At 58.7% G+C, this 23,713-nt stretch carries 26 protein-coding genes and 1 pseudogene; 20 read left to right on the plus strand and 7 right to left on the minus strand.

The window, feature by feature from the left end; translation table 11 throughout:
* Positions 1–2: 2 nt before the first annotated feature.
* Together AB7C87_RS01670 and AB7C87_RS01675 are read right to left on the minus strand one after the other, a co-directional pair.
* The gene (locus AB7C87_RS01670; protein WP_369727663.1) at positions 3–2,672 is read right to left on the minus strand and encodes a heavy metal translocating P-type ATPase; all 2,670 of its coding nucleotides are present in this window, start codon (positions 2,670–2,672) and stop codon (positions 3–5) included.
* Positions 2,673–2,746: 74 nt separating this feature from the next.
* Positions 2,747–3,499, minus strand: a complete 753-nt coding sequence (locus tag AB7C87_RS01675) for a helix-turn-helix domain-containing protein (protein ID WP_369727664.1) — start codon at positions 3,497–3,499, stop codon at positions 2,747–2,749.
* 102 nt (positions 3,500–3,601) lie between these two features.
* On the opposite strand from AB7C87_RS01675, the gene AB7C87_RS01680 reads away from it, so the two are divergent.
* Positions 3,602–4,075 (plus strand): MOSC domain-containing protein, encoded by a 474-nt coding sequence (locus tag AB7C87_RS01680; protein ID WP_369727665.1) that lies wholly within the window; start codon positions 3,602–3,604, stop codon positions 4,073–4,075.
* 334 nt (positions 4,076–4,409) lie between these two features.
* On the opposite strand, the gene AB7C87_RS01685 is transcribed toward AB7C87_RS01680, so the two are convergent.
* Positions 4,410–4,817, minus strand: coding sequence for a chorismate mutase (locus AB7C87_RS01685; RefSeq protein ID WP_369727666.1), 408 nt, complete (start codon positions 4,815–4,817; stop codon positions 4,410–4,412).
* A complete protein-coding gene (locus tag AB7C87_RS01690; protein WP_369727667.1) occupies positions 4,814–5,029 on the minus strand; it encodes a hypothetical protein in 216 nt (71 codons plus the stop codon). The genes AB7C87_RS01685 and AB7C87_RS01690 overlap by 4 nt, the downstream gene beginning before the upstream one ends.
* Positions 5,030–5,309: 280 nt before the next feature.
* On the opposite strand from AB7C87_RS01690, the gene AB7C87_RS01695 reads away from it, so the two are divergent.
* The 10 genes from AB7C87_RS01695 (at position 5,310) to AB7C87_RS01740 (ending at position 15,334) form a co-directional block, all read left to right on the plus strand.
* Entirely contained in the window at positions 5,310–5,465 is a 156-nt protein-coding gene (locus AB7C87_RS01695; protein ID WP_369727668.1) for a hypothetical protein, read from the plus strand.
* 1,421 nt (positions 5,466–6,886) lie between these two features.
* Positions 6,887–7,411, plus strand: a complete 525-nt coding sequence (locus AB7C87_RS01700; protein ID WP_369727669.1) for a PD-(D/E)XK family putative nuclease — start codon at positions 6,887–6,889, stop codon at positions 7,409–7,411.
* Positions 7,412–7,506: 95 nt separating this feature from the next.
* Positions 7,507–8,418: a DNA adenine methylase gene (locus tag AB7C87_RS01705; protein WP_369727670.1), complete on the plus strand. Its 912-nt coding sequence runs from the start codon at positions 7,507–7,509 to the stop codon at positions 8,416–8,418.
* A complete protein-coding gene (locus tag AB7C87_RS01710) occupies positions 8,415–8,924 on the plus strand; it encodes a DUF488 family protein, N3 subclade (RefSeq protein WP_369727671.1) in 510 nt (169 codons plus the stop codon). Before AB7C87_RS01705 ends, AB7C87_RS01710 begins: the two co-directional genes overlap by 4 nt.
* Complete coding sequence (locus tag AB7C87_RS01715) at positions 8,924–9,118, plus strand: hypothetical protein (RefSeq protein ID WP_369727672.1); 195 nt, start codon at positions 8,924–8,926, stop codon at positions 9,116–9,118. The genes AB7C87_RS01710 and AB7C87_RS01715 overlap by 1 nt, the downstream gene beginning before the upstream one ends.
* Positions 9,115–10,734 (plus strand): DUF7845 domain-containing protein, encoded by a 1,620-nt coding sequence (locus AB7C87_RS01720; protein WP_369727673.1) that lies wholly within the window; start codon positions 9,115–9,117, stop codon positions 10,732–10,734. Before AB7C87_RS01715 ends, AB7C87_RS01720 begins: the two co-directional genes overlap by 4 nt.
* 325 nt (positions 10,735–11,059) lie before the next feature.
* Positions 11,060–11,557, plus strand: a complete 498-nt coding sequence (locus AB7C87_RS01725) for a hypothetical protein (protein WP_369727674.1) — start codon at positions 11,060–11,062, stop codon at positions 11,555–11,557.
* 360 nt (positions 11,558–11,917) lie between these two features.
* Positions 11,918–13,537: an SRA domain-containing endonuclease gene (locus tag AB7C87_RS01730; RefSeq protein ID WP_369727675.1), complete on the plus strand. Its 1,620-nt coding sequence runs from the start codon at positions 11,918–11,920 to the stop codon at positions 13,535–13,537.
* A 209-nt stretch (positions 13,538–13,746) separates the two neighbouring features.
* Positions 13,747–14,001: a DUF7692 domain-containing protein gene (locus AB7C87_RS01735; protein ID WP_369727676.1), complete on the plus strand. Its 255-nt coding sequence runs from the start codon at positions 13,747–13,749 to the stop codon at positions 13,999–14,001.
* A gap of 196 nt (positions 14,002–14,197) precedes the next feature.
* Positions 14,198–15,334 carry an HNH endonuclease gene (locus AB7C87_RS01740; protein ID WP_369727677.1) on the plus strand — a complete coding sequence of 379 codons (1,137 nt, stop codon included), beginning with the start codon at positions 14,198–14,200 and terminating at the stop codon, positions 15,332–15,334.
* 201 nt (positions 15,335–15,535) lie between these two features.
* Here AB7C87_RS01740 and AB7C87_RS01745 read toward each other — a convergent pair whose 3' ends face one another.
* The 3 genes from AB7C87_RS01745 to AB7C87_RS01755 all read right to left on the minus strand — a co-directional run bounded on the left by AB7C87_RS01745 (position 15,536) and on the right by AB7C87_RS01755 (position 18,594).
* Positions 15,536–16,807, minus strand: a complete 1,272-nt coding sequence (locus tag AB7C87_RS01745) for a hypothetical protein (protein WP_369727678.1) — start codon at positions 16,805–16,807, stop codon at positions 15,536–15,538.
* A 309-nt stretch (positions 16,808–17,116) separates the two neighbouring features.
* Positions 17,117–18,016, minus strand: a complete 900-nt coding sequence (locus tag AB7C87_RS01750; protein WP_369727679.1) for a hypothetical protein — start codon at positions 18,014–18,016, stop codon at positions 17,117–17,119.
* Positions 18,013–18,594, minus strand: a complete 582-nt coding sequence (locus AB7C87_RS01755; protein WP_369727680.1) for a hypothetical protein — start codon at positions 18,592–18,594, stop codon at positions 18,013–18,015. The genes AB7C87_RS01750 and AB7C87_RS01755 overlap by 4 nt, the downstream gene beginning before the upstream one ends.
* Positions 18,595–18,670: 76 nt before the next feature.
* On the opposite strand from AB7C87_RS01755, the gene AB7C87_RS01760 reads away from it, so the two are divergent.
* From AB7C87_RS01760 to AB7C87_RS01800, 9 genes and pseudogenes are all read left to right on the plus strand, one after another.
* Positions 18,671–19,114 carry a hypothetical protein gene (locus tag AB7C87_RS01760; RefSeq protein WP_369727681.1) on the plus strand — a complete coding sequence of 148 codons (444 nt, stop codon included), beginning with the start codon at positions 18,671–18,673 and terminating at the stop codon, positions 19,112–19,114.
* 20 nt (positions 19,115–19,134) lie between these two features.
* Positions 19,135–19,383 carry a hypothetical protein gene (locus AB7C87_RS01765; protein WP_369727682.1) on the plus strand — a complete coding sequence of 83 codons (249 nt, stop codon included), beginning with the start codon at positions 19,135–19,137 and terminating at the stop codon, positions 19,381–19,383.
* Positions 19,380–19,703, plus strand: coding sequence for a hypothetical protein (locus AB7C87_RS01770; RefSeq protein WP_369727683.1), 324 nt, complete (start codon positions 19,380–19,382; stop codon positions 19,701–19,703). Before AB7C87_RS01765 ends, AB7C87_RS01770 begins: the two co-directional genes overlap by 4 nt.
* Positions 19,687–20,208 carry a hypothetical protein gene (locus tag AB7C87_RS01775; RefSeq protein ID WP_369727684.1) on the plus strand — a complete coding sequence of 174 codons (522 nt, stop codon included), beginning with the start codon at positions 19,687–19,689 and terminating at the stop codon, positions 20,206–20,208. Before AB7C87_RS01770 ends, AB7C87_RS01775 begins: the two co-directional genes overlap by 17 nt.
* Positions 20,209–20,243: 35 nt before the next feature.
* On the plus strand, positions 20,244–20,819 hold the full coding sequence (locus AB7C87_RS01780) for a hypothetical protein (protein WP_369727685.1): 576 nt from the start codon (positions 20,244–20,246) through the stop codon (positions 20,817–20,819).
* Positions 20,819–22,363: a hypothetical protein gene (locus tag AB7C87_RS01785; RefSeq protein WP_369727686.1), complete on the plus strand. Its 1,545-nt coding sequence runs from the start codon at positions 20,819–20,821 to the stop codon at positions 22,361–22,363. Before AB7C87_RS01780 ends, AB7C87_RS01785 begins: the two co-directional genes overlap by 1 nt.
* Positions 22,360–22,632, plus strand: a complete 273-nt coding sequence (locus AB7C87_RS01790) for a hypothetical protein (RefSeq protein ID WP_369727687.1) — start codon at positions 22,360–22,362, stop codon at positions 22,630–22,632. The genes AB7C87_RS01785 and AB7C87_RS01790 overlap by 4 nt, the downstream gene beginning before the upstream one ends.
* Positions 22,629–22,874, plus strand: coding sequence for a hypothetical protein (locus AB7C87_RS01795; RefSeq protein ID WP_369727688.1), 246 nt, complete (start codon positions 22,629–22,631; stop codon positions 22,872–22,874). The genes AB7C87_RS01790 and AB7C87_RS01795 overlap by 4 nt, the downstream gene beginning before the upstream one ends.
* Before the next feature lie 29 nt (positions 22,875–22,903).
* Positions 22,904–23,650: pseudogene (locus AB7C87_RS01800) on the plus strand (outer membrane protein assembly factor BamB family protein); the annotation flags it as partial.
* Positions 23,651–23,713: the final 63 nt, after the last annotated feature.

Below are 23,713 nucleotides of genomic sequence, written 5' to 3' on the forward strand. Positions count from 1 at the left end.
TGTTAGCGGACGAGTGCGGAGTCGTCGGGCGTCTCGGGTTCGACGTTTGCGAGCCGCATCGCGTTACCGGTCACGCCGAGGCTCATCCCCATGTCGCCGATGACGACCGCGTGGATCACCGTGACGATACCGAACGGTGCACCGGCGGCGAGGACAGCCTTCACGGCGAGACTCGCCCAGATGCTCTGGCGGATGACGCCGTTTGCCTTCTCCGAGAGTTCGTAGAGGTAGGGCAGGCGGGTGAGATCGTCGCCCATCAGCGCCACGTCGGCCGTCTCGAGGGCAGTATCCGTTCCTGCCGCCCCCATCGCGATACCGACAGTTGCAGTCGCCAGAGCGGGTGCGTCGTTGATCCCGTCCCCGACCATCGCGACGTTTGCCCCACCCGCCTCACCGAACTCGTCCGGCGTTCGCCGAATCCACTCGAGTTTCTCGTTGGGGAGCAACTCGGCGTGATACTCGTCGATGCCGACTTCGTCCGCGATCGCGCGGGCGGTTCCCTCGTTGTCGCCGGTCAACATGACGACGTGGACGCCCCGTTCTTTCAGGCGCGAAACTGCCCACTTGGCTTCCGGACGGACGCGATCCGCGACGGCGACGACGCCGAGGGGTCCGTCTTCGGTCCCGACGACGACGACCGTTTTCCCCTCGGCCTCGAGATCCGGCACGAGATCCTCGAGGACATCGAGACAGCCCTCACGATCACACCGGGGCTGGGGCGTCGTCTCGTAGCCCATCGTCTTACGGGTCGCTTCGCTCACGGATCGCTCGCGCTCTCCGTTCGCATCGAGGTCTTCGCTCCGCTCAGACCTCGCACCGCTCCCCGCGCGACTGTCCGAGGCGCTTTGCGCCTCGCTCGCCACGCCACCGTCGGTCGTCGCGTGGACGTGCTCGAGATCGGCGAGGCCGTCGAACAGATCCGGCTTCCCGACGTAGTGGGTGTCGCCGTCGACCTCTGCACGGACGCCCTTTCCGGTCAGGGCCTCGAAGTTGGATACGTCGGGCTCGTTCTCGGCCGATGCGACGCCTTCTTCGTCCGCGTAGCCGACGATCGCCTGCCCGATCGGGTGTTCGCTTCGTCGCTCCGCGGCCGCCGCGCGCCGGAGGACGTCAGCCTCGTCTGCCCCCTCGAGCGGAATCACGTCGGTCACCGAGAGATCGCCGGTCGTCAGCGTCCCCGTCTTGTCCACCGCGATGACGTCGCTGTCGCCGACCGCCTCGAGGTGTTTGCCGCCCTTGATCAGGACGCCGTTCCGGGCGGCGCTGGTGATCCCGGAGACGACGCTGACGGGCGTCGAAATGACCAGCGCGCAGGGACAAGAGATCACGAGCAACGTCAGGCCGACGATAAACCAGTAGCTCCAGGACGCGCCGAAGACGAGCGGCGGCAGGACCGCAGCCGCAACCGCGATGACGACGACGATCGGCGTGTAGATGCTGGCGAAGCGGTCGATGAACTGCTCGCGGTCGCTCTTCTCGCGTTCGGCGTCCTCGACCAGTCGGATGATGCGTGCAAGCGTCGAGTCGTTCGCCGGGCTCTCGACGTCGATCTCGAGGTAGCCCGACTCGGCGATCGTCCCCGCGTAGACCTCGTCGCCCGCTGTCTTGTCCTCGGGAACGCTCTCGCCGGTGATCGGCGATTGATCGACCGCGCTCTCGCCCTCGAGGACGGTGCCGTCGGCAGGGATCTTCTCGCCGGGACGGACGACGACGGTGTCGCCGACCGCGAGTTCGTCGGCCGGAACCGTCTCTTCGCTCCCGTCCCCGTGGCGGACGGTCGCAGTCTCCGGGGATAGCTCCATCAACTCCCGCAGCGAGTCCCGGGCGCGGTCCATCGAGAACCGCTCTAGGAGTTCGGCGACCGAGAACAACACGGCGAGCATCGCCCCCTCAAAGGGGTGGTGGGCAACGACGCTCGCGATGATTCCCAGGGTCATCAGGAAGTCGATGTCGAGACTCCGGTTGCGCACGGAGTAGTAGCCGTTCCGCAGAATCGGCGTACCGGCGACGACCACGGCCGCGACGAACAGGAGGTGTGACAGTTCGTACGTCCGATCGACGGGCCCCGTGGCGATCAACGCCAGCGTCGGATCGACAGACGGAAAGACGAACTCGAGGATCATCCCGGCGGCGACGAACGTGGCACCGATCGCCGTCCCGACGGCGCGGCGGCTCTTCCAGACGGCCTGCGTCTCGGAGAGGGGATCACTGTCGTCACCGATCGCAGCCGCCTCGTACCCAGCCGACTCGATCGCCGCGGTGACGTCCTCGAGATCGGCGTCGTCCGTCGTCGAAACCGTTACCCGACCCGATGCCGGGCGCGTCTCGACCATCGCGATGCCGTCGACGCCCTCGAGCGCGTTCTCGACCTTCGACGCACAGGAGGCACAGTCCATGTCGGGAACCGATAGCGTCAGTTCCGTCTCCGTGGACTCGACGGCGTAGCCGGCGGCCCGAACGCGTTCGCGGATCGCTTCGACGCCCGTGACCGTCGTATCGTACTCGACGACGAGCCGACCACTCGTCACTCGCGCGTCGGTATCGTCGATTCCGTCCAGGGTTTCGACGCTGTTAGTCACCTTGCCCGCACAGGAGGGACAATCCATCTCGGGAACCCGCAGTTCGAGCGTCCGGCTCGAGTCCGGCGGCCTCTCGGGGGTGGACTCGTTCATCACCTCCTCGTAAGCGGCGATCCGGGATACGAGTTGTTTGGCGTGCGCCAAACAGAGCGTTGCAGTGGGCCGAGTTAGGGTCGCACAGTCAACTGCTCGAGTGAATCGTCCGCCTCGACGAACGACGTCGCGAGGGCCGACTCGGCACGACGGAGCCGGTAGGAGAGTGTCGAGCGCGGGATACCGAGTTCGTCCGCGAGCTCGGAGAGTTCGACCCCTCGCGGGGTCTGGTAGTAACCGCGTTCGACCGCCGCGTGCAGCGCTTCCCGCTGTTCGTCAGGGAGTCCGTTTTCGTGATCGGTATCGGCGTCGTTGCGCGCCGGATCGAGTTCCGTCAGCCGAAGCATCTCCATTCCCGTACACTCACCGACTTCGTCGCCGAGTGCGCCGAAAAAGTCGTGAATCGGTGCGTCGTTTCCCAGTACGATCCGCCATCGGTACCGCCGTCCCTCGCGGTACGTTTCGAACAGCAATCCGTCGCCCAGGTGCTCGAGGGCGACGTGAGGAACCGACGTACAGACCTCGGTTCGCTCCCAGTAGGTGTAGACCACGAGCGTCTCGTTCGACCGGTCGAGAACCTGAACCTCACAGTCCGCGCCACAGTCGTCTTTGACCAGGCAGTCGGCGAAGTAGTCGGCCGTTTCGTAGGCTCGCTCGAGCGCCTCGAGCGCCTCGTCGGACCCGTTCGCGTGATCGACTCGCCAGAGACTGTCCGCGCTGACGTGACACGACAACGATCGTATCGACGTCGCCGGATACTCGGCGAGTACGTCGGCGACCGGGTTCGTTCCCGACTCGTACTCGAGGGCGAAGACGAACTCTCTCATACTTACAGAGAGGTGCTCGCACGTCATATGAATTGCTCGTCGAGATCGATCCGTTTCGCTCGCTCTCCGAACAGCTTTGTCAGTGCAAAATAACGGGGGAGTATGGCCGACACGGGAACCGTCGAAGGGATCTATACGACACCGGACTCCGGCGAACGAATGCAAGAGATCGATACCGTCGAAGCGATCGCCGGACAGGGGCTTCGCGGCGATCGGTACTTCCGTGAACGAGGGCTCTACGATCGCCGCGACGACCTTCCCGAAGGAACCGACGTGACGCTCATCGAGGCCGAAGCGCTCGAGGCCGCGAGCCGCGACGATGAGACGGAGATACGACCGGAGGATACCAGGCGAAACCTTCTGACTCGAGGCGTTCCGTTGAACCACCTCGTCGACCGCGAGTTCCAGGTCGGGGAGACGACGCTCGTCGGCGTTCGCCTCTGTGAACCGTGCAGTTACATGGAATCGCTCGCACGAACGGAGGGTGCCGTCAGCGCACTGGTTCACCGCGGCGGACTGAACGCCAACGTCGTCGACTCCGGAACGATCTCGACCGGCGATGCGATCGACTACTGAACGGAATCGATAGGAACAACTGCAACGGGTTACACACTGATCGCCGATCACTCTAGCGATCAGGTGTGCAACGACGGACGGTGGCTACTGCAGTGATCAGGTGTGCAACGACGGACGGTGGCTACTGCAGTGATCAGGTGTGCAACGACGGACGGTGGCTACTGCAGTGATCAGGTGTGCAACGACGGACAGTGGCTACTGCAGTGATCAGGTGTGCAACGACGGACAGTGGCTACCGTAATCGACGCACACAACCCGGAATACGGCACGACCCGATCCCAGCACCGACAGCTGTCCCTGGTTCGAACGGGGATCGATTTCGCGTTGACGCCGTCTACTCCGTTACGGTCTCCTCGCCCGAGTTTTCGTCTTCGACGTGTCGTCGTTGAACGTCTTTGCTCATCTCGAGGAGGTCGCGATAGACGGCCCGGACGAGATCCGGATCGACTCCTTCCGACGTGGCATCGTCTGCGACACGGTCTAACACGACCGATTCCTGTTCTGGAACTTCGACAGGAAGTCCCTCCCTGGCTTTGATCCTCCCGATCTCGTCTGCGATCGCCATTCGCTCGTCGATCAACTCGAGTATCTCCTCATCGACGGGAGCCAGTTCGGAGTCCGCGTCCGTCCGTTCCGTCTCCGAAGCACCGACGTCCATACAGCCGGCGATGCTCACCGCGCCCGTAACGAGTAGCGCACGACGGAGTACGCCCCAGCGCTCTTTCGAATTCTCGCCGCTCATTCGCTCCCCTGACCGGCTTCGTCGAGTCGTTCGAAAATCCTGCTGACGTCGTCGACTGCGAGTCCCCGGTCACGCGCCCCGTCACGAACACGCTCGTCTACGGTCGATCGATCCACGCTGGATTGCGATTGTCTCTCCACGCGACGACCGATTGCCTCGACGAGCTGGCGATCGATCGCCTCGAGCTCTTCCCGAAATTCTGAAAGTGGCATCACCGTATTTTTCGAGAAATGTAATATAAGTGCTATGGAATTGCTATAAAACTAGTAATAGTGGGATCTCCACTCGACTCAGATTGGTGCTTATATATTTGGCCCAGAGGTGCCGCTCTAGGTGTCGAACCCACAATATGGGGTCAACCCACGACGTGCGTTCGGTGCAAACTCTGGGTTATCTCATCGATATTATTAAGTACTTACATTGGTGTTGTCAGATATGGTTAATTGGAGATTAACGGACCTGTTTGGAGCGTTAGCGTGGATTCTCGGTTTCGTGGGGCTCGTCCTCGTCGTTCTCGCGTTTCTCGATCAGGCGGACCCTACCGTCGCGGCAAGCCCGTTCCAGGGCGCGTTCGTGATGGGACTCGCCTTCGCCGCGGTCCGGGTTGCCGAAGCGTACGTCGAGAAGACGGCCGCAAACTCGAAGTGACGAACACGCGGTCAAACCCCCGCGGTGATGGACGGTAAACCAGTACAACCCACTGTGAGCCGTCCAGTCGCGACGTCCCGGTACACCCATTTGGAGTCTAGTAACAACTGAAACGGTTTACACACCGGTCGCCAGACGGATCGACGATCGGATGCGCATTGACGTTCAGTAGCTACTAGAGGCTCGAGCGGATGTGTTCGGCAACCGTCAGAACAAGCGCCCACACCGACTGTGTGGGCCTCACGGGCCCATTTGCTTTCGTGCCGCCAAAATCGATCCCTCTCCACAGAGTCCTCGGCGTCGAACCCTCTCCGAATCTTTCGTACGGGGTCGCCTCGAGCGTATGAGCTTCCCTCGAGATGCAAAAGTAAACGGAGTGGACTCGCCGGGCGGGCAACTGAAATCCTCCGTCATGGCCGACCGCGGTACAGCGGAGGTGTCGGCGCGTGAATTGCCGACATTCGTCCAGTGGTCAAACGCTGGACAAAAACTCTGTCGATAACTGCTCGAAAGAGTTCCTCTCTGAGTTCGTCCCCGCTAGTCGTCTGTACAACGTCGACAGCGGGGTCTCCATCGTTCACCCTGCTCATCACGCGACGGACGAGCAAGTTCGCCGTGCGCTCGAGAATCGAGGTGAGTCGGTGTGACCGGTTACTGTGGAACCGGGTCGACTTGCGCGTCTACTCGACACGAGTGTAGAAAAGGGGCGACTGCATTGGTTGGGAGCGGCCCGATTCACCGAAGCGCTTGGAATTGGTTCGACCCACAGGAACATCGCTCAGTTCCAATAGGGCGAATACTGCCGTCCAAGAGTTCTTTCGCTGCATATGCCGAGCCACAGCGATTACACACGCCCACAACGCGGTTGTGGTCGCGCAAGGCAATCACCCCGCCCGGTGTTGTGCATGGAGGCAACTTCAACCCCTGTGAGAACTCACGTGTAAGTCGTCCAAAAAAGACGTTCATTCGAGCGAGAGGATCGCGGGCGCCCGGCACTTCGAGACGACGGATTAGAATTAAAGGGGGTGTCATCCGAGCGCCTTACAACGGGAGCGACCACGAGTGGTCGCAGTTCGTACATTGGAAACTCGCGAACGTCCCATCCTCGCGCACGTACGTCTCGAGCAGTTCCCCCCACCCATCGTCACACTCCGAGCATCGTGCATTCATGCCCAACCGGCCTTACGAGCCTATTCGTTTCAATTCTATTCCCGGATATTTGGGTATTAAGAACAGTCCACGACTCACGTGGATCCAGCGTCGGTCGTCTCACACACGGTCTGTTCCTGAAGACGGTGATTCTCGATGAGCCGTCTCGTCGAGTCCGACGAGTGCGAACGCTGTGACGTGTCGGTTCCGGCGACGCGCCGCCTCTGCCCTGAGTGTGCTCGAGAGGTTCGCCGAGCCCGAGGTGGTCCGCTGTGAGTTCGCGCATCTCGGCCCTCGAGAGTCCGAAGGCGAGCGGCGACGCGCTCGAGGCGCACCTGATTCAGTCGATCGAAGAGATCGAGTACGTCGGTGACCGGACGGCGACTTGGCACGACGCACGGACGACGACGCTTCTCGAGCCGACGACGTCGTTGCCGTTCTACGGGATTGTTCTCGTCGAGCCGGACGTCCCGATCGAGATCAAGGGCTGTCAGATCGAGACGAGCAACGGGAGCAGGTCGACGCGTGGGCGGTTCTACGTCAAGCGCGACGCACACGACCGGTTGCTCGAGGCCGGCGGGATGTACCTGCTCGTCGTCTACTTACCCCGGCCGGGGCTTCCCCAGGTCGCTCGAGCGATCGTGCCGGCGTCGCTGGTCGACGAGTTGCTCACCGATCGGTGGTACGAGGTCGGCGGGAAGCGCTCGGAGAACGAGGTCGCGAAACTCGCCTGGTCGCACGTAATCAATCCGGCGGGTGTCGATCCGGCGGAAACGGTGGGTGGTCAGCATGTCTGAGCGCGATACTGACCGCGTAGAGTGCTGGAACTGCGGTTCGGAACGATTCACATTCGAAGCGTGCCCAGAGTGTGGGAAGTTCGGAGGCGATCGCGATGTCTGAGCGCGCTACTGAGTACTCCGGTCCCCTCTGTGCGTTCCCGTACTACGGTGGGAAGACCGCCTACGCAAGCAAGATTGCCGAGCGGATGCCCGCCCACCGGCGCTACGTCGAAGCGTTCGGCGGCGGTGCGAGTGTGCTGCTGAACAAGCCGCAGTCAGAGATCGAGGTGTTCAACGACGCCGACGAGAACCTCGTACGGTTCTTCCGAGTGCTTCGCCACCGAGAGGACGAACTGCGTGAGTGGCTTGATTCCTGTCCGTACGCCCGTTTGGAGCACGAGAAGTGGGCGACCCAGTTCTACGGAGCAGGAGAGGTTCCCGACAACCTGGACGATGTGACCCGGGCCGGTCGGTGGTTCGTGCTTCGACACACGCAGTACGGCGCGATCACCAAGTCACGAAGCGGCTTCTCGACGCCGTACGAGCGCAACGAGGCACGCTCGCTTCGACAGAACGTCGACCGGCTGGATTTGGTCCGAGAGCGATTCGCCGATGTCATTGTCGAGTGCGATGACTACGCAGCGCTGGTCAACCGCTACGACGGACCGGAGGCGTTCTGGTACTTTGACCCGCCGTACGTCGGGAATGAACACGAATACCCCGGTGAGTTCTCCCACAAGGAGTTCGTCACGACGGTCGCCAAGCTCGAGGGCGACTGGCTGATCTCCTACCGGGAGCTACCCGATGGCCTTCGCGATCTCGCAGAGACTGTCGACGAGTTCAGCGCGACCGACCGGGCCGACGGCGTCAAAAAGGCGACCGAGCGTCTGGTGATGAGCTACGATCCCAACCAGGTCCCGACACTCACAGAGACAGAACAGCGGACTTTATTCGCCGCTACGGTCGGAGGCACCGACTCCACACTACATGCAGGTAGTGACCGCGAGGAGGGCGATTCTCGATGACCGTTCACACGACCTACTTCGGCGGGTTGAACTCGAGTTACGAACCAGCCGAGAAAGACGCCGTGTTCGGTGTGGTCCGCTTCCCGCAGGATTTCGTGGCTCGACTCACGGACCGGAACATCCCGGCTGTCGCGCCACCTGCGGAGCTACTCGAGGCGTACAAGACCGTTGAGGACGCCGCCGAGGAGAACGGTGAGCCGAACCCTGCCGCGATCGCGTGGGATTCGGTCGATTATGAACGTCGGTATCTCGCTCACCTCGAGCAAGCAGGACCGCGGACAGTCGTTGACGAACTGACCGAACGCGCTCGAGAGCGGGACATCTGGCTCGTCTGCTGGGAGAAAGACGCTCGCTGGTGTCACCGACGGTTGCTCGCGAACGCCGTCGTCGCCGAACTCGATGACGTTGAGGTCGTTCACCACCCCGATCCATCGACGATTCCGGTCGACGAGAATGACGACGAAGCCGGGGCAACGCTCGCGGACTTCGCCGCAGGAGGGACATGATGGCGGACTTGACCGCCTTCGGCCTCGAGCCGCAGGACCCGGATAGTGACGACGAGGATACGAATGACGATCCGGATTCGGTCTGGGCCGAGTGCGTCGACTGCGGGTACGTCGGCTACGAGGTGAAGTGCCGCGGTGAGGATGGCATTCCGCTCTGTCCCGACTGCTTCGCCGACTGGGAGGGATTGCGATGACCCAGGTTGCGACGACGCCCCACGAGGTTGAAGGGCGCTGGAAGTGGCCCGACTGGGGCCGCGGTCCGTACGACGCACTCTCCTCGATCATGCTCGGCCCGCCGTTCGAGGGCTACCTTGAGTTGAACGTGGAGGTCGACGGCGAACCGTGGGTCGTGAAGGTCACGTACAGCAAGTCCGGATTCGCTCCCCGTTTATCGGATGGGATCAACGCCGAACGGCTGTACGAGTGGGACCTGGTTGGGCGCGGTCCCGGCGAGAAGAAAGCGTCGTACAACATTTCGCCGCGGTTCCCGAACATGTGCCATTGGGAAACCGGTGAGCCGCTGCAACTGCCTTGGGAGAACCAAGTCGGAGAGGTCGAAGGAGTCGACGTCGAGTTCCACACCAGTAACATCGAGCCCGAGCGTGCTCTCGAGTTGTTGCCGGAGTTCTACGCCGCCGTTTTCGCGGAGGCTAACGAGCGAGTGCATCGCGAGTATTTCCGGACCGAGCCCCATGAGGCGAGCCGAATGTGGGCGTACGAGCGCTACGTCCGGATCACGCGCAACTGGGCTCGGAAACTCTCCTCCGCCGGCGTTCTGCAGAAGGTGACGCACTTCCTCTCCGACCAGGAGGGAGTCAAAGCCGAACTACACATCAACAACAAGGAGGTGACGAATCACCAGAACCGGCTTTTTCTCGATCCAGCGTCAGTCAAGGAACTGTTTCCGAGCCACACCTACGGACGGAAGCTCGAGATCTACCAGCTCAAAGACCCGGATGCAGTCTCGAAGGATCACCCGTCGTATCACCCGAAAGTCGAGGTTCTGGTGAACAAGAAGATGAACGACCGCAAGGCGTGGGCGTGGACCGATCGCCACGCGGTCACCGAGCAAATCGAGGAGACGCTGCTGAACGCGCTTCACTGGGAAGATATCCCCCTCTCACCAGACGGAAACGACGTCTACGTTCCTGACGACCACTTCGACGCCGTTGCGCGTGAGAAGCCGGTCGAACTCTACGAGGATCCGACGCCTCGGCTCGAGGCGAAGACGGATCACCTGCTGATAACGACGCTCCGCGACATGGGCGACACGGCTCGCGACGTCACAGAGACGGTCGCGACCGACGGCGGAGCGACGGTCGACGATCTCGCAAAGGAGCTGGGGAAGCATCCCGCGACGATCTACCGCGCGATCGAGGACCTCGACAAAATTCTCGAGCTGGACCAGGGCGACGTCTCGTTCCGCGTTCGGAAGTACCGTGACGAACTCCGTGCGCTCGTCGAGTCCGCCGAGTACGCCCTCGAGAACTTTGCGGACCGGATTCAGCACGTGATGGGACTCGCCGATCATATCGCTGAGTGCTCACCATTTCAGAAGTGGCTCGCGGAGAACGGCGCAGAGATCGACTTCGGCGAAGACGGCGAACCGAAGCGCGTTCGAATCGATACGATCCTCTCCCAACTGAAGTACAGTAGCTTCGAGAACGTCCAGACGATTGCCGCCGAAGCCCTCGAGAAGTGGCGGAAGTCGGGTAACGACCCGGCGCTACTTCGAGGGGCACACCTGACCTGGAGGACGCCAGGCGGCGGAACCGAGACCGGATACGTCGGCGCTGTCGCCGATCGCTGAACCAGCCTCGGTAGTGGCAACACTATTTCGAACCTTCTTTTCGGCAAGTCAGATTGTACTGTAGCCGTTACTGTTCAACTCTGGTTGTAGTTCGCTCCTTGAGGTGAGGGTCGCCGGGCCGATCGCACCGCAACCGCAACGGGGTCGATTCGCGCTGCGCGCGAACGCCCCCTTGGGGGGTGTCGCCAAGGCGACAGTGCCAAAAATTACAGTTTCCCACTCCTGACTCCGTACACGAACTCCAAGTGATCCACGGGAAACAAGGGTTCTTGCGGATCATTTTCCAGGGGTGAAATATATCACGACACACTTGTTGACTATCTGTATGAACACAGCAGAACATATTAATGGAAATTTGAAGTTTGAGGATGACCCCGATACACAAGAGTTTCTAGATTGCTTCCTACCTGCTCTTGAAGAACAGTATTCATATGAACGTCTCAAGAGTCTTTCAGTGAGTCAGTTAGAATCAGAAATGGATAGCGTCAACAACGATATAGAGGTGTTGCGCTGGCGATGGGAAAAAGACCGAAAAACCTGGAAATCCGTTCTTGGATTTATAGGACAGGAGGTCAATCTTCCTAGAAGTGTCGAGATAGATATCCCTACTATTAATCAGATGCACCAAATCAACTGGACAATTACACGGATTGAACGAAATTTTAATAGATCGATGAGGGAAGCAAAAGATAGAGAGTCAAAAGGATTGTTTTCCAGAATTAAACGAATATCCATCGGCTCTGATCAATATGGTAGTGTTGAAGTGAGTCTTTCAGAGCAAAAGATAACCGTACCACAAACATCGTATGACGAGAAAATTTAGATGAAGAAGTGCCTGATAGACCTGTCTGATGCCCCTAAGGGGGCAGGGTAACTTGCGGTGCGCAGAGCGCGCTGCGCTCGCAATAATCCGGATCGGGCAATAGAAGACGCCATAGCAGCCCTACCTCAACAGTAGAGTGTAGCGGAACCTGGGGAACACAGAAAGAAGACTGGGCCTTGAACCTTGCAGCCGAGATCGCGGGTCAACATGGTCCTACAATTTCAGACGTGATTCACCAGCTCGAGATGGGTGGCCAGCCACGAGGAAGGAGGTTCCGATGAACTTGGTTTAATAGAATAGTCAAGAAAACGCTGATATAGATCCCCCAACATCTTTAGCGCAATGTCAGATAATCGCCGAATGACTACCGACCGCTTTTATGGCGGTGTTCAGGGACGACTTCAGAACCTCCAAGAGATGTTATCACATATCCACAATACGAATCCACCTAAAGATGACCTCGTGACATGGGTCATCGACAATACGGCAGCAGAGAGTGAAGACGCAGTGAAAATGCATCTCAGTTTCATTGAGGCTTTGAATCTGGTTCGTCAGGACCGAGACATCTACCACCTGGATAGCTACGGTCACCAATATCAGGAGAGTTCTGAAGCAGAGGTTCTCTATAACGCACTCACTTCCGGGGTCAAAGGTTTTCAGACTCTTCTGTGTGAACTAGACAAAGGACCAATGACGGATGAGGAAATCATGAATCTCCTCGTTTCTTCTTATGATGAATGCCAGATGACGACGCCGGGACCCGCTTTGCGCCATCGCGAGTGGCTTCAGGCCATTGAGTACGTAGATCGTAAGAACGGTGTCAACCGGATTACTGATAAGGGTCGTTCTGCCCTTGCAAAAGGGACAGATCAGCAGCAAATCGAAGAATTACAGGAGCAGTTACGCAGGTCAGATATGCGTTGTGTTCCACCCGGTGCTCAGCGGCTGTCTGAATGTGTTTATCCTGCTGTTCAATCTGCATATCCTCATCTCTGTAACGACAACTATCGTTGCGAGGAAGCCCATGAAGGGGGGAAAGACGCCCCAGAATGGAAACATGCAGTTCGGAATGTGCAAAAACAGCTAGCCGACGATGATCAGAGTCGAGTTCGACGTCATGATGAACATGGTGTGTGGATGTTCGCTCCCAGGTTTAAGCCAGGCAAGCAGTACCGCCGAACAGCCCTCCATGAGAAATATGATGGGATGGAACAAAGTGGAATTTCACCCTCGAATAAAGTCCCGGTAGTGTTCATATTTACCGGCGATACCGGAGAACTCTATGGATACGAAGACGAGTTCGACGATGACGGCACGTTTTATTATACAGGTGAAGGCCAAGTTGGCGATCAATCGCTCGACCGAGGCAATAAGGCTTTAAGGCAACATCAACAGGATGATCGAGAACTCCATGTCTTCGAGAAGGACAGCGACGGATTGGTGACTTATATCGGCCAATACGTATACGAGAGTCACGAGTGGGAAACACTACCAGATAAGAACGGAGATGACCGGCAGGGGATCAAATTCACTCTTCGGCCGATCGAGGACATCGACACTGCTACAGGAGTTGTCCTCCCAGAAGGTGACCAAAACCCAAAGCGGGTTAAGACTACACGCTCAGCCCCTCAAAGAAACGACAAACTGGTCCGGGATCTAAAACAGATTTACAATCACACTTGCCAACTTTGTGGAGACCGCCGTTTACAGGGAACCGATATTGGATATTCGAACGGTCACCATATCAAACCGCTTGGAAAAGGACACGGTGGCCCTGATGTTCCAGAAAACCTCATTATCTTGTGCCCGAATCACCACGATGATTTCGATAATGGGATGCTCACCGTAAACCCAGAAACTCTAGAAATCACACATGAGTACGAAGAGGAACTTACAGGGGAAACAGTGTTGGAAAAGCAGGACCATAAGTTAGGTTCAGAGTTTTTGGCCTATCACAATCAGACAATAGCCAACGAGTAATTTGATATCCCCCAGGGGTTGGACGTCGATAGAATCCGATCCTCGAATATGCACACGAACTCCAAAAGCCGGTGTGCATATCTCGAGGCGGAAATCCGTTCGAGTCGCCGTTCTTCTCTGACGGATCGATACTTACGGCCGATTTTGGTCCGATAATGGGGGTTCAGTAAGTCGAAAAAACTAGGATTTGGGGGGTCGTGTGTACGAGTATGCGAATTCGAACAGATGGTGACTACGCGTATCGGCGAGACGTGATCGAACGAGCGGCCGACTTCTATGACTGTAATCGGACGACAGCCGTGGTGAGCGCTTGCGACGATGTTCCCCAGTTTGTCGAAGCAGCTCGTAAGGTTCTCGCACGCGACGATCTCACGCTTGAGCAGCGACGGGAGATCGCTGAGACTCTCTCAACGCGAGCCGTGACCTTCGAAGTGGATACCAAGGTCGTCGCCGATACTGATTAGTACCGAACGAGAGCGTCACACCCCATTTTGTGACTATCCGACAAACAGGCAGTAAAGGTAGGCGATGTATCGTAATAGAGTCTGACCCATATATCAAATGGTAAAAGCAGTGTCCAACATCCAGAGGGGTGTATAGCACAGGGTAAGTATGGTACTATAGTAGATTTGATAGTGTTGGAATCAATCAATATGGTTCATGCGTACAATTCCAGAGGAGGTCAGTATTGGAGACTTTCTTTCACAAGAAGAAATCGAAGAAGTGTTTGATACGGGCTTTGGATATCGAATTTCCGGAATCAATCCTCGACGCGACTCTCAAGATCAGAGATACGTGTTGGTATTTGCTAACGAAGATGGACCATACGATGACTCGGTCACACAGGGTCGTTTTGAGTACGTTGGAGAGGGATTAGAGGGAGACCAGAGTGAATCATCACCCGGCAATTCAACCCTCATTGACGCTATTTCTTCTACTATTCCAGTCCATTTCTTCTACCAACAATCAGGGGATGGCGAGTGGGAGTATCAGGGACTCGTTGACATTCTCGACTACAATTTCAAGGAACAAGGTGGGAGAGAGGTCATTGTATTCAAGATGGAACACCGAGACGGTCCTCCAGAAGATGATGACCTATGTTGGCTGGATGCGATGCGATTAGAACTCGAACGGTATCAAGAGCAGAAAGATGAAAACGTCGCTACTCTTGGAGAACTCTATGACTTTTCTGAACACCGTCTTTCGATCCAGTTTCCGGACAACAATCACGTCAGGGCTAAAATTCGACAACAGCTCCAGCGCCTACGTGACCAAGACGAGGTGAATTTCCTAGATGAACAAGGTACGTATCGAATTAATGTGGGTGATGAAGTAAAGCAGGAAAAAGGTGAATTAGAACAGACACTTGACTCAGAACCACAACTAACGGAAGATTCCACAGAGTTCACGGAAAGTCGGAGAAGAGCACGCGATCACGCCTTTGCAGAACTCGTTAAGGACGCCTACGACTACTCATGTGCGATTTGTGGAAGTAGACGTGAGACACCAGCTGGAAATCCAGAAGTCGAAGCCGCTCACATCTATCCAAAACGTGAGGGAGGTTCAGACGACGTAAGAAATGGTCTCACACTATGCAAACTCCATCATTGGGCGTTCGATACGGGCTGGCTGGCCATCTCTGATGAACACGAAATCCTTGTCAAGGATGCTCCGAATCGAGATGCTTACTACGAGTTCAAACAGTTAGAAGGTGATTTAATACGACTACCTGGAAGAGATGATGCAGAGCCCCATCCAATTTTCCTTAGAGAACATCGACAACTGAATGAGTTTTAAACCCCCTCAGGTATTGTCGAGAAAGTGGCGCTGTGACCACGAATCTGTGCGGATATACACTCTGTATTCATCACGATTTCCGAAGAGATACGCTGATTGGTAGGAATTTCTGCAGTCAATAAGTATACTCACATACCGCCAGGTTCGCCGGAGAAGGGGGGCGAAACCAATTTTGAGAATACCCCCCATCCCCCTCACGCATTAAAACGGCCAGAAGCGACCAGAATTCTCACCGCGGCCAACACCTGCAGGCTCGCGCTCCTGGGTTACGAACTGCCCCGTCGCTGCTGATCGATCGACGCCAACAACGGGGTCAGGACGTGGATCCGGCGGCGTGAACCACCCGGTTCGGGCGTCGCGTTCGAATCGCACCGGATCAAGGGGTTCAGGCGCTGGCCGCCGCTCGCGATGACACTCCTCGGCAGCTCGCTCGACGAACTCGTGACCGAACTCTGCGCGGATATCCTCGATCGTCTCCTTTGCACGTCGGATTCGAGCGTTCGAGACGCCTGGATGCTCGCCGGCCAGAATCGCACGGAACACCTCGGAGTCGTGTTCGCCGCTGATCTCCATGCAGAGTTCGATCACCGCGTCTGATGCTCGCTGTCGTTGCTGAACCGGCGCACCGACGGCCCCGGCGACCATCGCTTCGAACGCACCCTCGCGTGCGTGTTCGTCCATCCGTGCGCCGCGTTCGTCGCGACGGGCCTGCTCAGCGATCGAGCGGTGTTCGTCGACGGTGAGCTGTGGATCGTAGTAGGCGATCCAGTCGTCGACACCGGAGCCTTGGAGGACTGCTTTTGCCGACTGCGCGTGAAAGAGCATTCGCCCGTCCCAGTCGCGGCGATCCTCGAGCTGGGCTCGCTCGGCTCGAGTCAACTCCACCTGACCGAACTGGTCGGCGACGTGCGCTCGACTCTCGGCGGCCTCGAGCGCGATCGCGTCGACGACGTCGTCGGGTGCATGGCCCCACACGCGAACCATCTTCGTTCGACGGGTGTCGGAGTCGTCGAGTGCGTCAGGGTACCGGTCTCGAGCCGCATTCGCCGCGTCGAGCGAGTGAAATTCTATTTCGATCGGATCGGGCTCGAAGACGTCGGCCGGGGCGTGTTCGGCGTCGCCGTTCGGCCCGATCGGCTCGAGGACACCGGCTTGCTCCGCCGCCGCGATGTTCTCCTCGAACGGGACTGGTTCAGCCTCGACGGCCGGTTCGGTCCAATCGGGCGTGTCGACGACGGTTGCGTCGCCACCGAATAGGTCTGCCTGCCCCTCGATCATCTCGGCGGTCTCGACGAGCGCTGTTTGTTCGCCGGGATCGATCGTTGCCTCACTGACGTCGACGAACGCTTCGGTGCCAGCGATCTCGCCACCACGTTCAGCTCGTCTCGCTGTTCGTTGGGCGGCGTCGCCGACGTCGAGCGTCGCCTGCTGTGGCCGATCGTCGAACCACCCGCCGTTATTATCCCGTGTCATCGGTAGCGGTGTGTCAAACCCGGTGTGAAAACTGTTGCTCTCGCTCGGGTGGACAAGCGCGACACGGGGGCGGGACCCGTCCGGAAAACGTCCGTTCGCGGGAAGGTCCCGGTCTCACAAACCGATCGACGATTTTCCACCGGTCCTACTCCATGATATATTATTCTGGCTTCCTTTCTTCTTGTAGGTTCCACCCCTTGCTTCCCTTCGCCCTCTTGCGATTTTCCAAAACCTTTTCCGAAATATCGGCCATACTTACAACATCGAACGAGAAGGAATTAGTTCGCCGTCTTGCGATTTGGTCCGTTTTTATTCGTCTCGAATAATCTGACCGACTCGAGAACCGCTCAGATCGATAGCTTCGCCGATGTCACTCTGCGTCAGTTCTGTATTCTCATAGACACCTTTCAGAATCTCGTGTTTCACCGATTTCTCGGCGTCTTCGACCTCTCGCTCGACGATCTGTTCGTGTTCGTCACGCCAGAGCAGGTTCGATTCCTCGAGTCCGTCGTACCGGTCATCCTTGAGGTCCGAGAGATACTGGTAGTCCGGATCGTTGTCGATCGGGTCCCACTCGAGATACTGGAGGATCTTGGGCTGTAGCTGTCTCTGGGTGGCGCTGTCGGGTTGATCGTAGCGGTAGACCTTTGCCTCTCCCTGGTCGGTGACGTGAATCCGCAGGTCGGACATCTCGATCAGTCGGACGTCGAGCGCGGAGATTGACGGAAGCGTTGCCTGTAGGAGGTACTGACGGTACCGACACATCTGGAAGAGTTGGGTGAGTTCGACGTTCGCCGTCGAGTTGCTTCGGCGGTTGTCCGCGATGACACCAACTTCATCCAGGATCGGCGCACTCTGGAACGGTGCCGTCCGAAGTAGATGTATCGCTGTTTTCGCATCCATCGCGGCGTGATTCTCGGCATCGAATGCTGGATAGTGAGCCTTCGCGACCGAGATCGCTCCGCTTGTTTTCCCGAGCCCGACCCCCGCGTTTCGACCGGTCCAGATAATCCGAATGTCCCGCTCGTTTCGCCACCGCTTTTCGATGAAATCGTGCAGGTTGAACGTCGACCGGTACGGCTCGAAGTCCTCGACGGGAAGCTCGCGCACCTCGAGCGTACGCTGTTGCTCGAGCGACGGCGAGGTGGGCGTTACTGGTCCCTCCTCGGCGGGATCGACAGTCGGATCGAACGTCGAGTCGATGCTCATTCGTCGCTCACCCGCGTTTCCGATTCTGGGTCGGTCGTTTGGACTCGACTCTGATCGATCCCGTCGGCGGTGTCCGGTTCAGGGTTGTTCGTTTCGACTTGGCTCTGATCGATACGTTCACGCTCCGGAGCCGCGCCCTGGCCCGGAGAGAACGGCGAATCGCGGAACAACTGATCGAGAACCATGATCGCCCTGGCCGCAATCTCCGGTGGCATGATCCGCGAGACCTCTTCGGTTTTGATCGATTCGCCTTCGACCGCGTCTTCAGATCGGATTTGTTGTGTCTCGACGGAGTAGACCCACGGATCCAGGTTTTTGAGGCCCGTGATCCACTCGCTACTATTATCCTGGTACAGCGGGACCTCGTCCCAGTAGTAAGACGACGTGATCGCCCACGGTCGGAGTGTGACGTAGTAGTGAGTCGTGGCGACGTGAAGCGACGTTTTCGATTGGTCGATCGTGTCGTTATCGTACGAGCCAGCCAGAACCTGATTGACCGTCCGAAGCGCCTGCCGCGCTTCTCGAGAGGCCTGGTGAACGTCCTGTACAACCATCGCGCCGCTATCGGCACTCTGCATGGGGGTTTGCTGTCAAATTCGACGACTTATACCCTTGGGAAAGAATTAAGTCACCGCATTTGACCACACGGCGAGCATGGCTACTGCAAGCCAGACCGCCGGGATCGAGATCCAGGTGGCCCAACCCGAGGCGGAACAGAGTTTCAAAGAACGGCTCGCGGACGTTGCGACGGTCGGGGCGATCTCCGGGCCGACGGAGGCGGCAATCGCGGCGAACCAACACGGCGAGGAATTCGCCGATCAGCACTTCGACAACGTGCTGATCAACGGTATCATGACCGTCCTGATCGGCGGAATTCTTCTCACGTTAGCGGGGGTGATCATCACCGACTTCGTCGAGATCATGCCCGAGGACGGGTTCATGGATCAGTCCGACCTCACTTCGCCGCTCGCGACGGCGCTCGGGCTGGCGGCAATCTCGCTCGTCGTTCCGATCGTCGCTGGCGTCGTCGCACTGCTCATGGGGTCGTTCGGCGGCTTCATGGGCAACGGTGGCGGGCTCGCCAGACGGGGACGCTAACCCACCACTGCTGATTTTTTATGAAGGCTACTGGAACGCTCGCTTCGCTGATACTCATCGCTATCCTGGGAGTGGCGACAACTGTCGCCGCGGCCGGGTTTTACGCAGGTGACGGTGACGCGACCGGCGTCGAGCAAGCGCTGTTCGGTACGCTCGAGACGATCTCGGCTCCGCTGTTCGGGGCACTAATTCTGTTGCTGTTCGTCGTCTTCGTCGTCTCGATCGCACTCGTCGCTCGAGACAGCACGTACGGAGGTGGCGGCCGATGATCTGGCCTGTCTTCCTCTCGCTGTTCTGGGCGGGACTCGGAGCGGCGTACGTCTCGGTCGTTCGTCGTGAAGCCGAGTTGCTGTTCGGCGGGCTCTCGTTTCTGTGCTGGCTGGGCGTCGCGTTCTCCGCGACATCCATCCAGGTCGCGGCCGGCGACTCTCTCGAGACAGTTGGCGAGCCCGGCGTGACGGCGATCGGCCTGTTCGGCGTCGTCGGAATGCTCGTCTGGATCTTGCTCGTCGTCGCCGATCGCGTGCCGACGGACGGCGATCCAACCGACCGCGATCACGAACCTGACAAACATGAGTACGAATACTGACCAAGAAACTGCATCGAACGCGAGGACGAACGGCCGAAGTCCGACAAGTGGCGTCGCTCGCCGCCCTCGAGCGAAGCCGGAGTCGTTGGGCTCGAAAGACAGCGAGTACGTCGATACGATCGTCTCGTCCGACAAGATTCACGAACGTTGGGAGTCCTGGCTCGAGACGGACTTTTCGAAGGACTATCCGCTGGCGAAGTATCCCGCCGGCCACGCCGAAAACGAGGAACTGCTGGTACTGAACCGGATGGATCTCTTTCGGAAATCCCATCCACCGGACGGCTCAGCCATCCAGGGCGAGGTCCGCGAGGACCTTCTCGGCGATCAGAAGAAGCCCGTCGGTGCTGACGATCTGTACCTCTTACAGTCGTACCTCCGGCGGATCGTCTCGCGGATGACGCGGGGCGAAGGCGGCTGGCAACAGGACAAGTTCGACGGCGTTCTGTCCGTCTCGAAAAGCGAGAATTCGAGCGGGAGGTCGCTCAAAGAGAAGATTTTCGGTTAACCATGAACCTGAGAGAGAAGCTTGCACGATGGCACATGAACCGCGCGATGTCGACGATCGGGACCGGCGTCCTGGTCGAAGACGACGACAACCATTACACGCTGTACGGCGGCGAGTACGACCCCGAACTGAACGCCATCACCTGCGAATGGGGTGGTGACAAGCACAAGTTCAAACTCGACGGCGAAGGTGGCGTCGGCTCGTTCTGTGGCGGCGGCCTGGCACTTGCGTATCGCCGCCTCGGCGGTGTCGCGAGCGTCGCGAACGCTCGAGCCTCGAAAGAAGTCCGTCACGCGACCGACGGCGGCACTGTCGAGGATCTCGATCCCGATACCGAGATCGAGGTGCCGGTCGAGTCAGTCGGCGTCAAGCTCGGGAACGTGATGAAGGCCAGTCCCCACAAATACGATCCCGAGGATCTGGTGAAAGCCGAGCAACGAGGCTATCTATTCGCGAAAGATGAGAGTTCGATGCCCAGTTACGCGCTGGTCATCGGCACCCTGTTGCTCGGCCTGCTGATCGGTGCGCTGATCGTCTACTTCAGCATGGGAGGTGACGGCGGCTCGCCGATCTCGCTGATGGTCGGGCCGCTTCTCGGCGGGTGGTTCTGATGGCTCGAGACCGACTTAGTGACGCGCTTCGATCGGGGTATGAGGCCGCCCTCGGTGCTGGCGAGCAGGCTCGAGATCGCGTCGACGACGCGACCGATCGCGCCGAGGACGTCACCGACCGAGCGCGAAGCGGTCTCAGGGACACTGGCGACCGTGTTCGAGGTGGTGTCGAGCGCGTCAGAGAGACACCAGCGACCGTTTCTGAGCGCGTCGGTGACCCCATAGACGATGCTCCTCGGCGAGTTCGTGGAGCGACGCCGGAGATCGACACGTCCGAAGGGTGGGGTGCGCGTGAAACGCTCTCCAGGGCCGTCACACCGGGCGGTCTGGTTGAAGACGATACCCAGATCGGTGTCGTTCCGCACGCGGATGTCGGCCGAGGGCGAGCGGCTGGTGCCGTTCGTCGTGCACCGGGAGCGATCCAACGGGTTCGACAGGCAGACGTTGGACGCGACACGGTGGCTCGTGGTGCGGCGCTCACAGGCGCAATCGGTGGTGCGGCGGCGATCAGTGAAGTCGACCCAACCGAAGCGGATGTCGACGTCCCCGAGGTGGGCGTTCCCGATCGACTCGAGCGACCGGGGGTAGAGATACCGGAAATCGGCGTCGGCGTTAGTCGACCACATCCAAGCGAAATTTCTGCTCCTGAACGTCCGGACCTCTCGCGGGAGGAACTCATACCGTCCGCACCAGGCCTGGACCGTCCCGAAGTTGGCGTTCCTGATCGTGTCTCGGACGGAATCGCTCGTGTGAGCGGTGCAGTAGGCGAAGTTGGTGACATCGGAGATGTAGGCGACGTCACTGATGACCTGATTACGCCACCCCAGCCAGAGATTCCCGACCACACAGACCACGCCGAAGAGGGCCTGTCCCGACCGACCGAGTACGTCGAAGAGTACGAGTGGTTCTGGCGACCAGAAGGCATTCAGCAAGCCCAAGAGCGAGAGGTGACGGTCGAAGGGGCACGCGAGACGATCGAAACGACGGCGCCATTGTTTCTGACGGAAGCCGGCCGCTCGGCGACACGTCCCGAACTATCGTTCGGTCTTGCAATGGCTGAAGACTCGTCGATGACCGGTATCGGTGTCGACGATTCGTATCTCGGACAACCAGAGACAGGTATCGACGTCCAGCCGGACAGCCTCGGCCGTGGTAACGTTGGGATGGGCGAACTTCCCGAGACGGTTCCAGGGCTCGAGTTCGTTACCGAAGAGTCAACGGAGATCGCCCCGCCGCCGGTCTACGAGCCACCGGACGCGCCGGGATACGGTTACGAGATCGGGCCACCACCAACGGATCCACCACCGAGTGACCCTGGTGGGCCGTTCGTGCCGTTCGAGCCGCCATTCCCTGGCGGTGGCTCTGGTGAGGAAGGGTGGTCGTGGGACCCGTTCAGATTCAACGAGTGGCTGAACCCGATGGCCGGCCCAGCCGACCTCATTGGTCAGCACCCAGAGGGAGCGATCGATCCCGATTCAACGGGAGACGAACCAGACACGGATCCAGTCGATCGAGTCTCCGAGTTGTTGGGAGGTCCGCGATGAGCGAGACGGTCGAGTACGCGATCGCCTGGGCGGTGATCATGATCGTGTCCGGATTGCTGTTGATCGGCTTTCTCTGGGTGGTCCTCGACGTCTTCGTTCAGCACGTGGTGGCCGAAGCCGGTGACACGCCCGCGTACTCGGCCGACCGCGTCGACTATACGATGCACTGGCTTCGGCGGTTCTGGTTGTTCATCCCGACGATGGCGCTCGGCTCGCTGATCGCCTGGGGGCTCGTCCGCGCGGTCGCCGCTCGAGGTGGTGCGGTGTGAGCCATCCTGCGCTGGCCTGGATTCTCGTGATGGTCGTTTTCGTCATCCTCTTTTCCGTTACCTGGATGGCTGGCCAGCTCGTCGGTGAGTTGTTCCCCGCGCTCGAGGCGATGGGCAACGACTTCGTGCCGGTGTCGCTCGTCACTGATGCGATCTTGATCTGGATGCCCCTCGGGCTTGGCTTCGGGTTCGTGCTCTGGGCGATCGCGTTCACGTTCCTTCGCGAGGCGGTGGTTCGATGAGTGGGGACCGGCAGGTTCGGGCCTCTATGATGGCTCTATTGTTTGTTCTCTCGCTATTTGTTGCGCCGTTGCCGTCCACTGTGGCCGGCGAATCGGCATCAGAATCAGATGATGGTTTGATCATCACAACCGATAGCGGGAGCGTTAGTGCCTATAATATTGACACATTCGAACACGTGTGGACTGCATCAGTCTCTCCCGATGTGTTTGGTGTTGCCTCTGTTCCCGATTCGGATTTGGTAGCATATGTTGATGAGGGTGACGTCGGGACGATCAACACAACCACGGGTGATGTTGTCCGAACTGATCCCCTGCCAAGCCAGGGATTTTCTGTTCATCCAATTTCGAGTGAGAAGGCCGTCGTTGGAGCGCGAGAGGAGATTCTGGTAATCGACCTCGTTACTGGCGAGATCGATCTTGTTGCTGATGATCTAGATGGACCTATAGAAAGCGTCAAATACGTTGATGGGACGATCTACGCCACTCCCCGTGAGGATGGTGTTATCGCAATCGACAGTCAATCTGGGAATGTTCTTTGGGAAGTCGGCTTATCTGATCAAGTGTACGACACTTCGATAAACAGGGGTTCTGGACATCTTTACGCCGGTGTGTTTGGGGGAGACATCCATGTAATCGATATTGAGTCTGGAACGGAGCTGGATCCAATTGAGACTGGAACGGTAGCCACAGATGCAGTCGTCCGGACAGACGACGAACTCTTTACTCTCTCATGGCCCGATGAGGAGATTTATCGGATCGATCCCTCTGATGGATCTGCAATTTGGGCGTCGAGCCTCGAAGGAGATGCTCGAAGCATGACGTATGACTCGGCTCGCGAC

The organism is Natrarchaeobius versutus, assembly GCF_041205745.1.
GTDB lineage: Archaea > Halobacteriota > Halobacteria > Halobacteriales > Natrialbaceae > Natrarchaeobius > Natrarchaeobius versutus.

Bases quoted from the DNA above. Each gene is read 5' to 3' on its own strand.
- AB7C87_RS01670 (WP_369727663.1), bottom strand. From the start codon at position 2,672: ATGAACGAGTCCACCCCCGAGAGGCCGCCGGACTCGAGCCGGACGCTC.
- AB7C87_RS01675 (WP_369727664.1), bottom strand. From the start codon at position 3,499: ATGAGAGAGTTCGTCTTCGCCCTCGAGTACGAGTCGGGAACGAACCCG.
- AB7C87_RS01680 (WP_369727665.1), top strand. From the start codon at position 3,602: ATGGCCGACACGGGAACCGTCGAAGGGATCTATACGACACCGGACTCC.
- AB7C87_RS01685 (WP_369727666.1), bottom strand. From the start codon at position 4,817: ATGAGCGGCGAGAATTCGAAAGAGCGCTGGGGCGTACTCCGTCGTGCG.
- AB7C87_RS01690 (WP_369727667.1), bottom strand. From the start codon at position 5,029: ATGCCACTTTCAGAATTTCGGGAAGAGCTCGAGGCGATCGATCGCCAG.
- AB7C87_RS01705 (WP_369727670.1), top strand. From the start codon at position 7,507: ATGTCTGAGCGCGCTACTGAGTACTCCGGTCCCCTCTGTGCGTTCCCG.
- AB7C87_RS01710 (WP_369727671.1), top strand. From the start codon at position 8,415: ATGACCGTTCACACGACCTACTTCGGCGGGTTGAACTCGAGTTACGAA.
- AB7C87_RS01715 (WP_369727672.1), top strand. From the start codon at position 8,924: ATGGCGGACTTGACCGCCTTCGGCCTCGAGCCGCAGGACCCGGATAGT.
- AB7C87_RS01720 (WP_369727673.1), top strand. From the start codon at position 9,115: ATGACCCAGGTTGCGACGACGCCCCACGAGGTTGAAGGGCGCTGGAAG.
- AB7C87_RS01725 (WP_369727674.1), top strand. From the start codon at position 11,060: ATGAACACAGCAGAACATATTAATGGAAATTTGAAGTTTGAGGATGAC.
- AB7C87_RS01730 (WP_369727675.1), top strand. From the start codon at position 11,918: ATGACTACCGACCGCTTTTATGGCGGTGTTCAGGGACGACTTCAGAAC.
- AB7C87_RS01735 (WP_369727676.1), top strand. From the start codon at position 13,747: ATGCGAATTCGAACAGATGGTGACTACGCGTATCGGCGAGACGTGATC.
- AB7C87_RS01740 (WP_369727677.1), top strand. From the start codon at position 14,198: ATGCGTACAATTCCAGAGGAGGTCAGTATTGGAGACTTTCTTTCACAA.
- AB7C87_RS01745 (WP_369727678.1), bottom strand. From the start codon at position 16,807: ATGACACGGGATAATAACGGCGGGTGGTTCGACGATCGGCCACAGCAG.
- AB7C87_RS01750 (WP_369727679.1), bottom strand. From the start codon at position 18,016: ATGAGCATCGACTCGACGTTCGATCCGACTGTCGATCCCGCCGAGGAG.
- AB7C87_RS01755 (WP_369727680.1), bottom strand. From the start codon at position 18,594: ATGCAGAGTGCCGATAGCGGCGCGATGGTTGTACAGGACGTTCACCAG.
- AB7C87_RS01760 (WP_369727681.1), top strand. From the start codon at position 18,671: ATGGCTACTGCAAGCCAGACCGCCGGGATCGAGATCCAGGTGGCCCAA.
- AB7C87_RS01765 (WP_369727682.1), top strand. From the start codon at position 19,135: ATGAAGGCTACTGGAACGCTCGCTTCGCTGATACTCATCGCTATCCTG.
- AB7C87_RS01770 (WP_369727683.1), top strand. From the start codon at position 19,380: ATGATCTGGCCTGTCTTCCTCTCGCTGTTCTGGGCGGGACTCGGAGCG.
- AB7C87_RS01775 (WP_369727684.1), top strand. From the start codon at position 19,687: ATGAGTACGAATACTGACCAAGAAACTGCATCGAACGCGAGGACGAAC.
- AB7C87_RS01780 (WP_369727685.1), top strand. From the start codon at position 20,244: ATGAACCGCGCGATGTCGACGATCGGGACCGGCGTCCTGGTCGAAGAC.
- AB7C87_RS01785 (WP_369727686.1), top strand. From the start codon at position 20,819: ATGGCTCGAGACCGACTTAGTGACGCGCTTCGATCGGGGTATGAGGCC.
- AB7C87_RS01790 (WP_369727687.1), top strand. From the start codon at position 22,360: ATGAGCGAGACGGTCGAGTACGCGATCGCCTGGGCGGTGATCATGATC.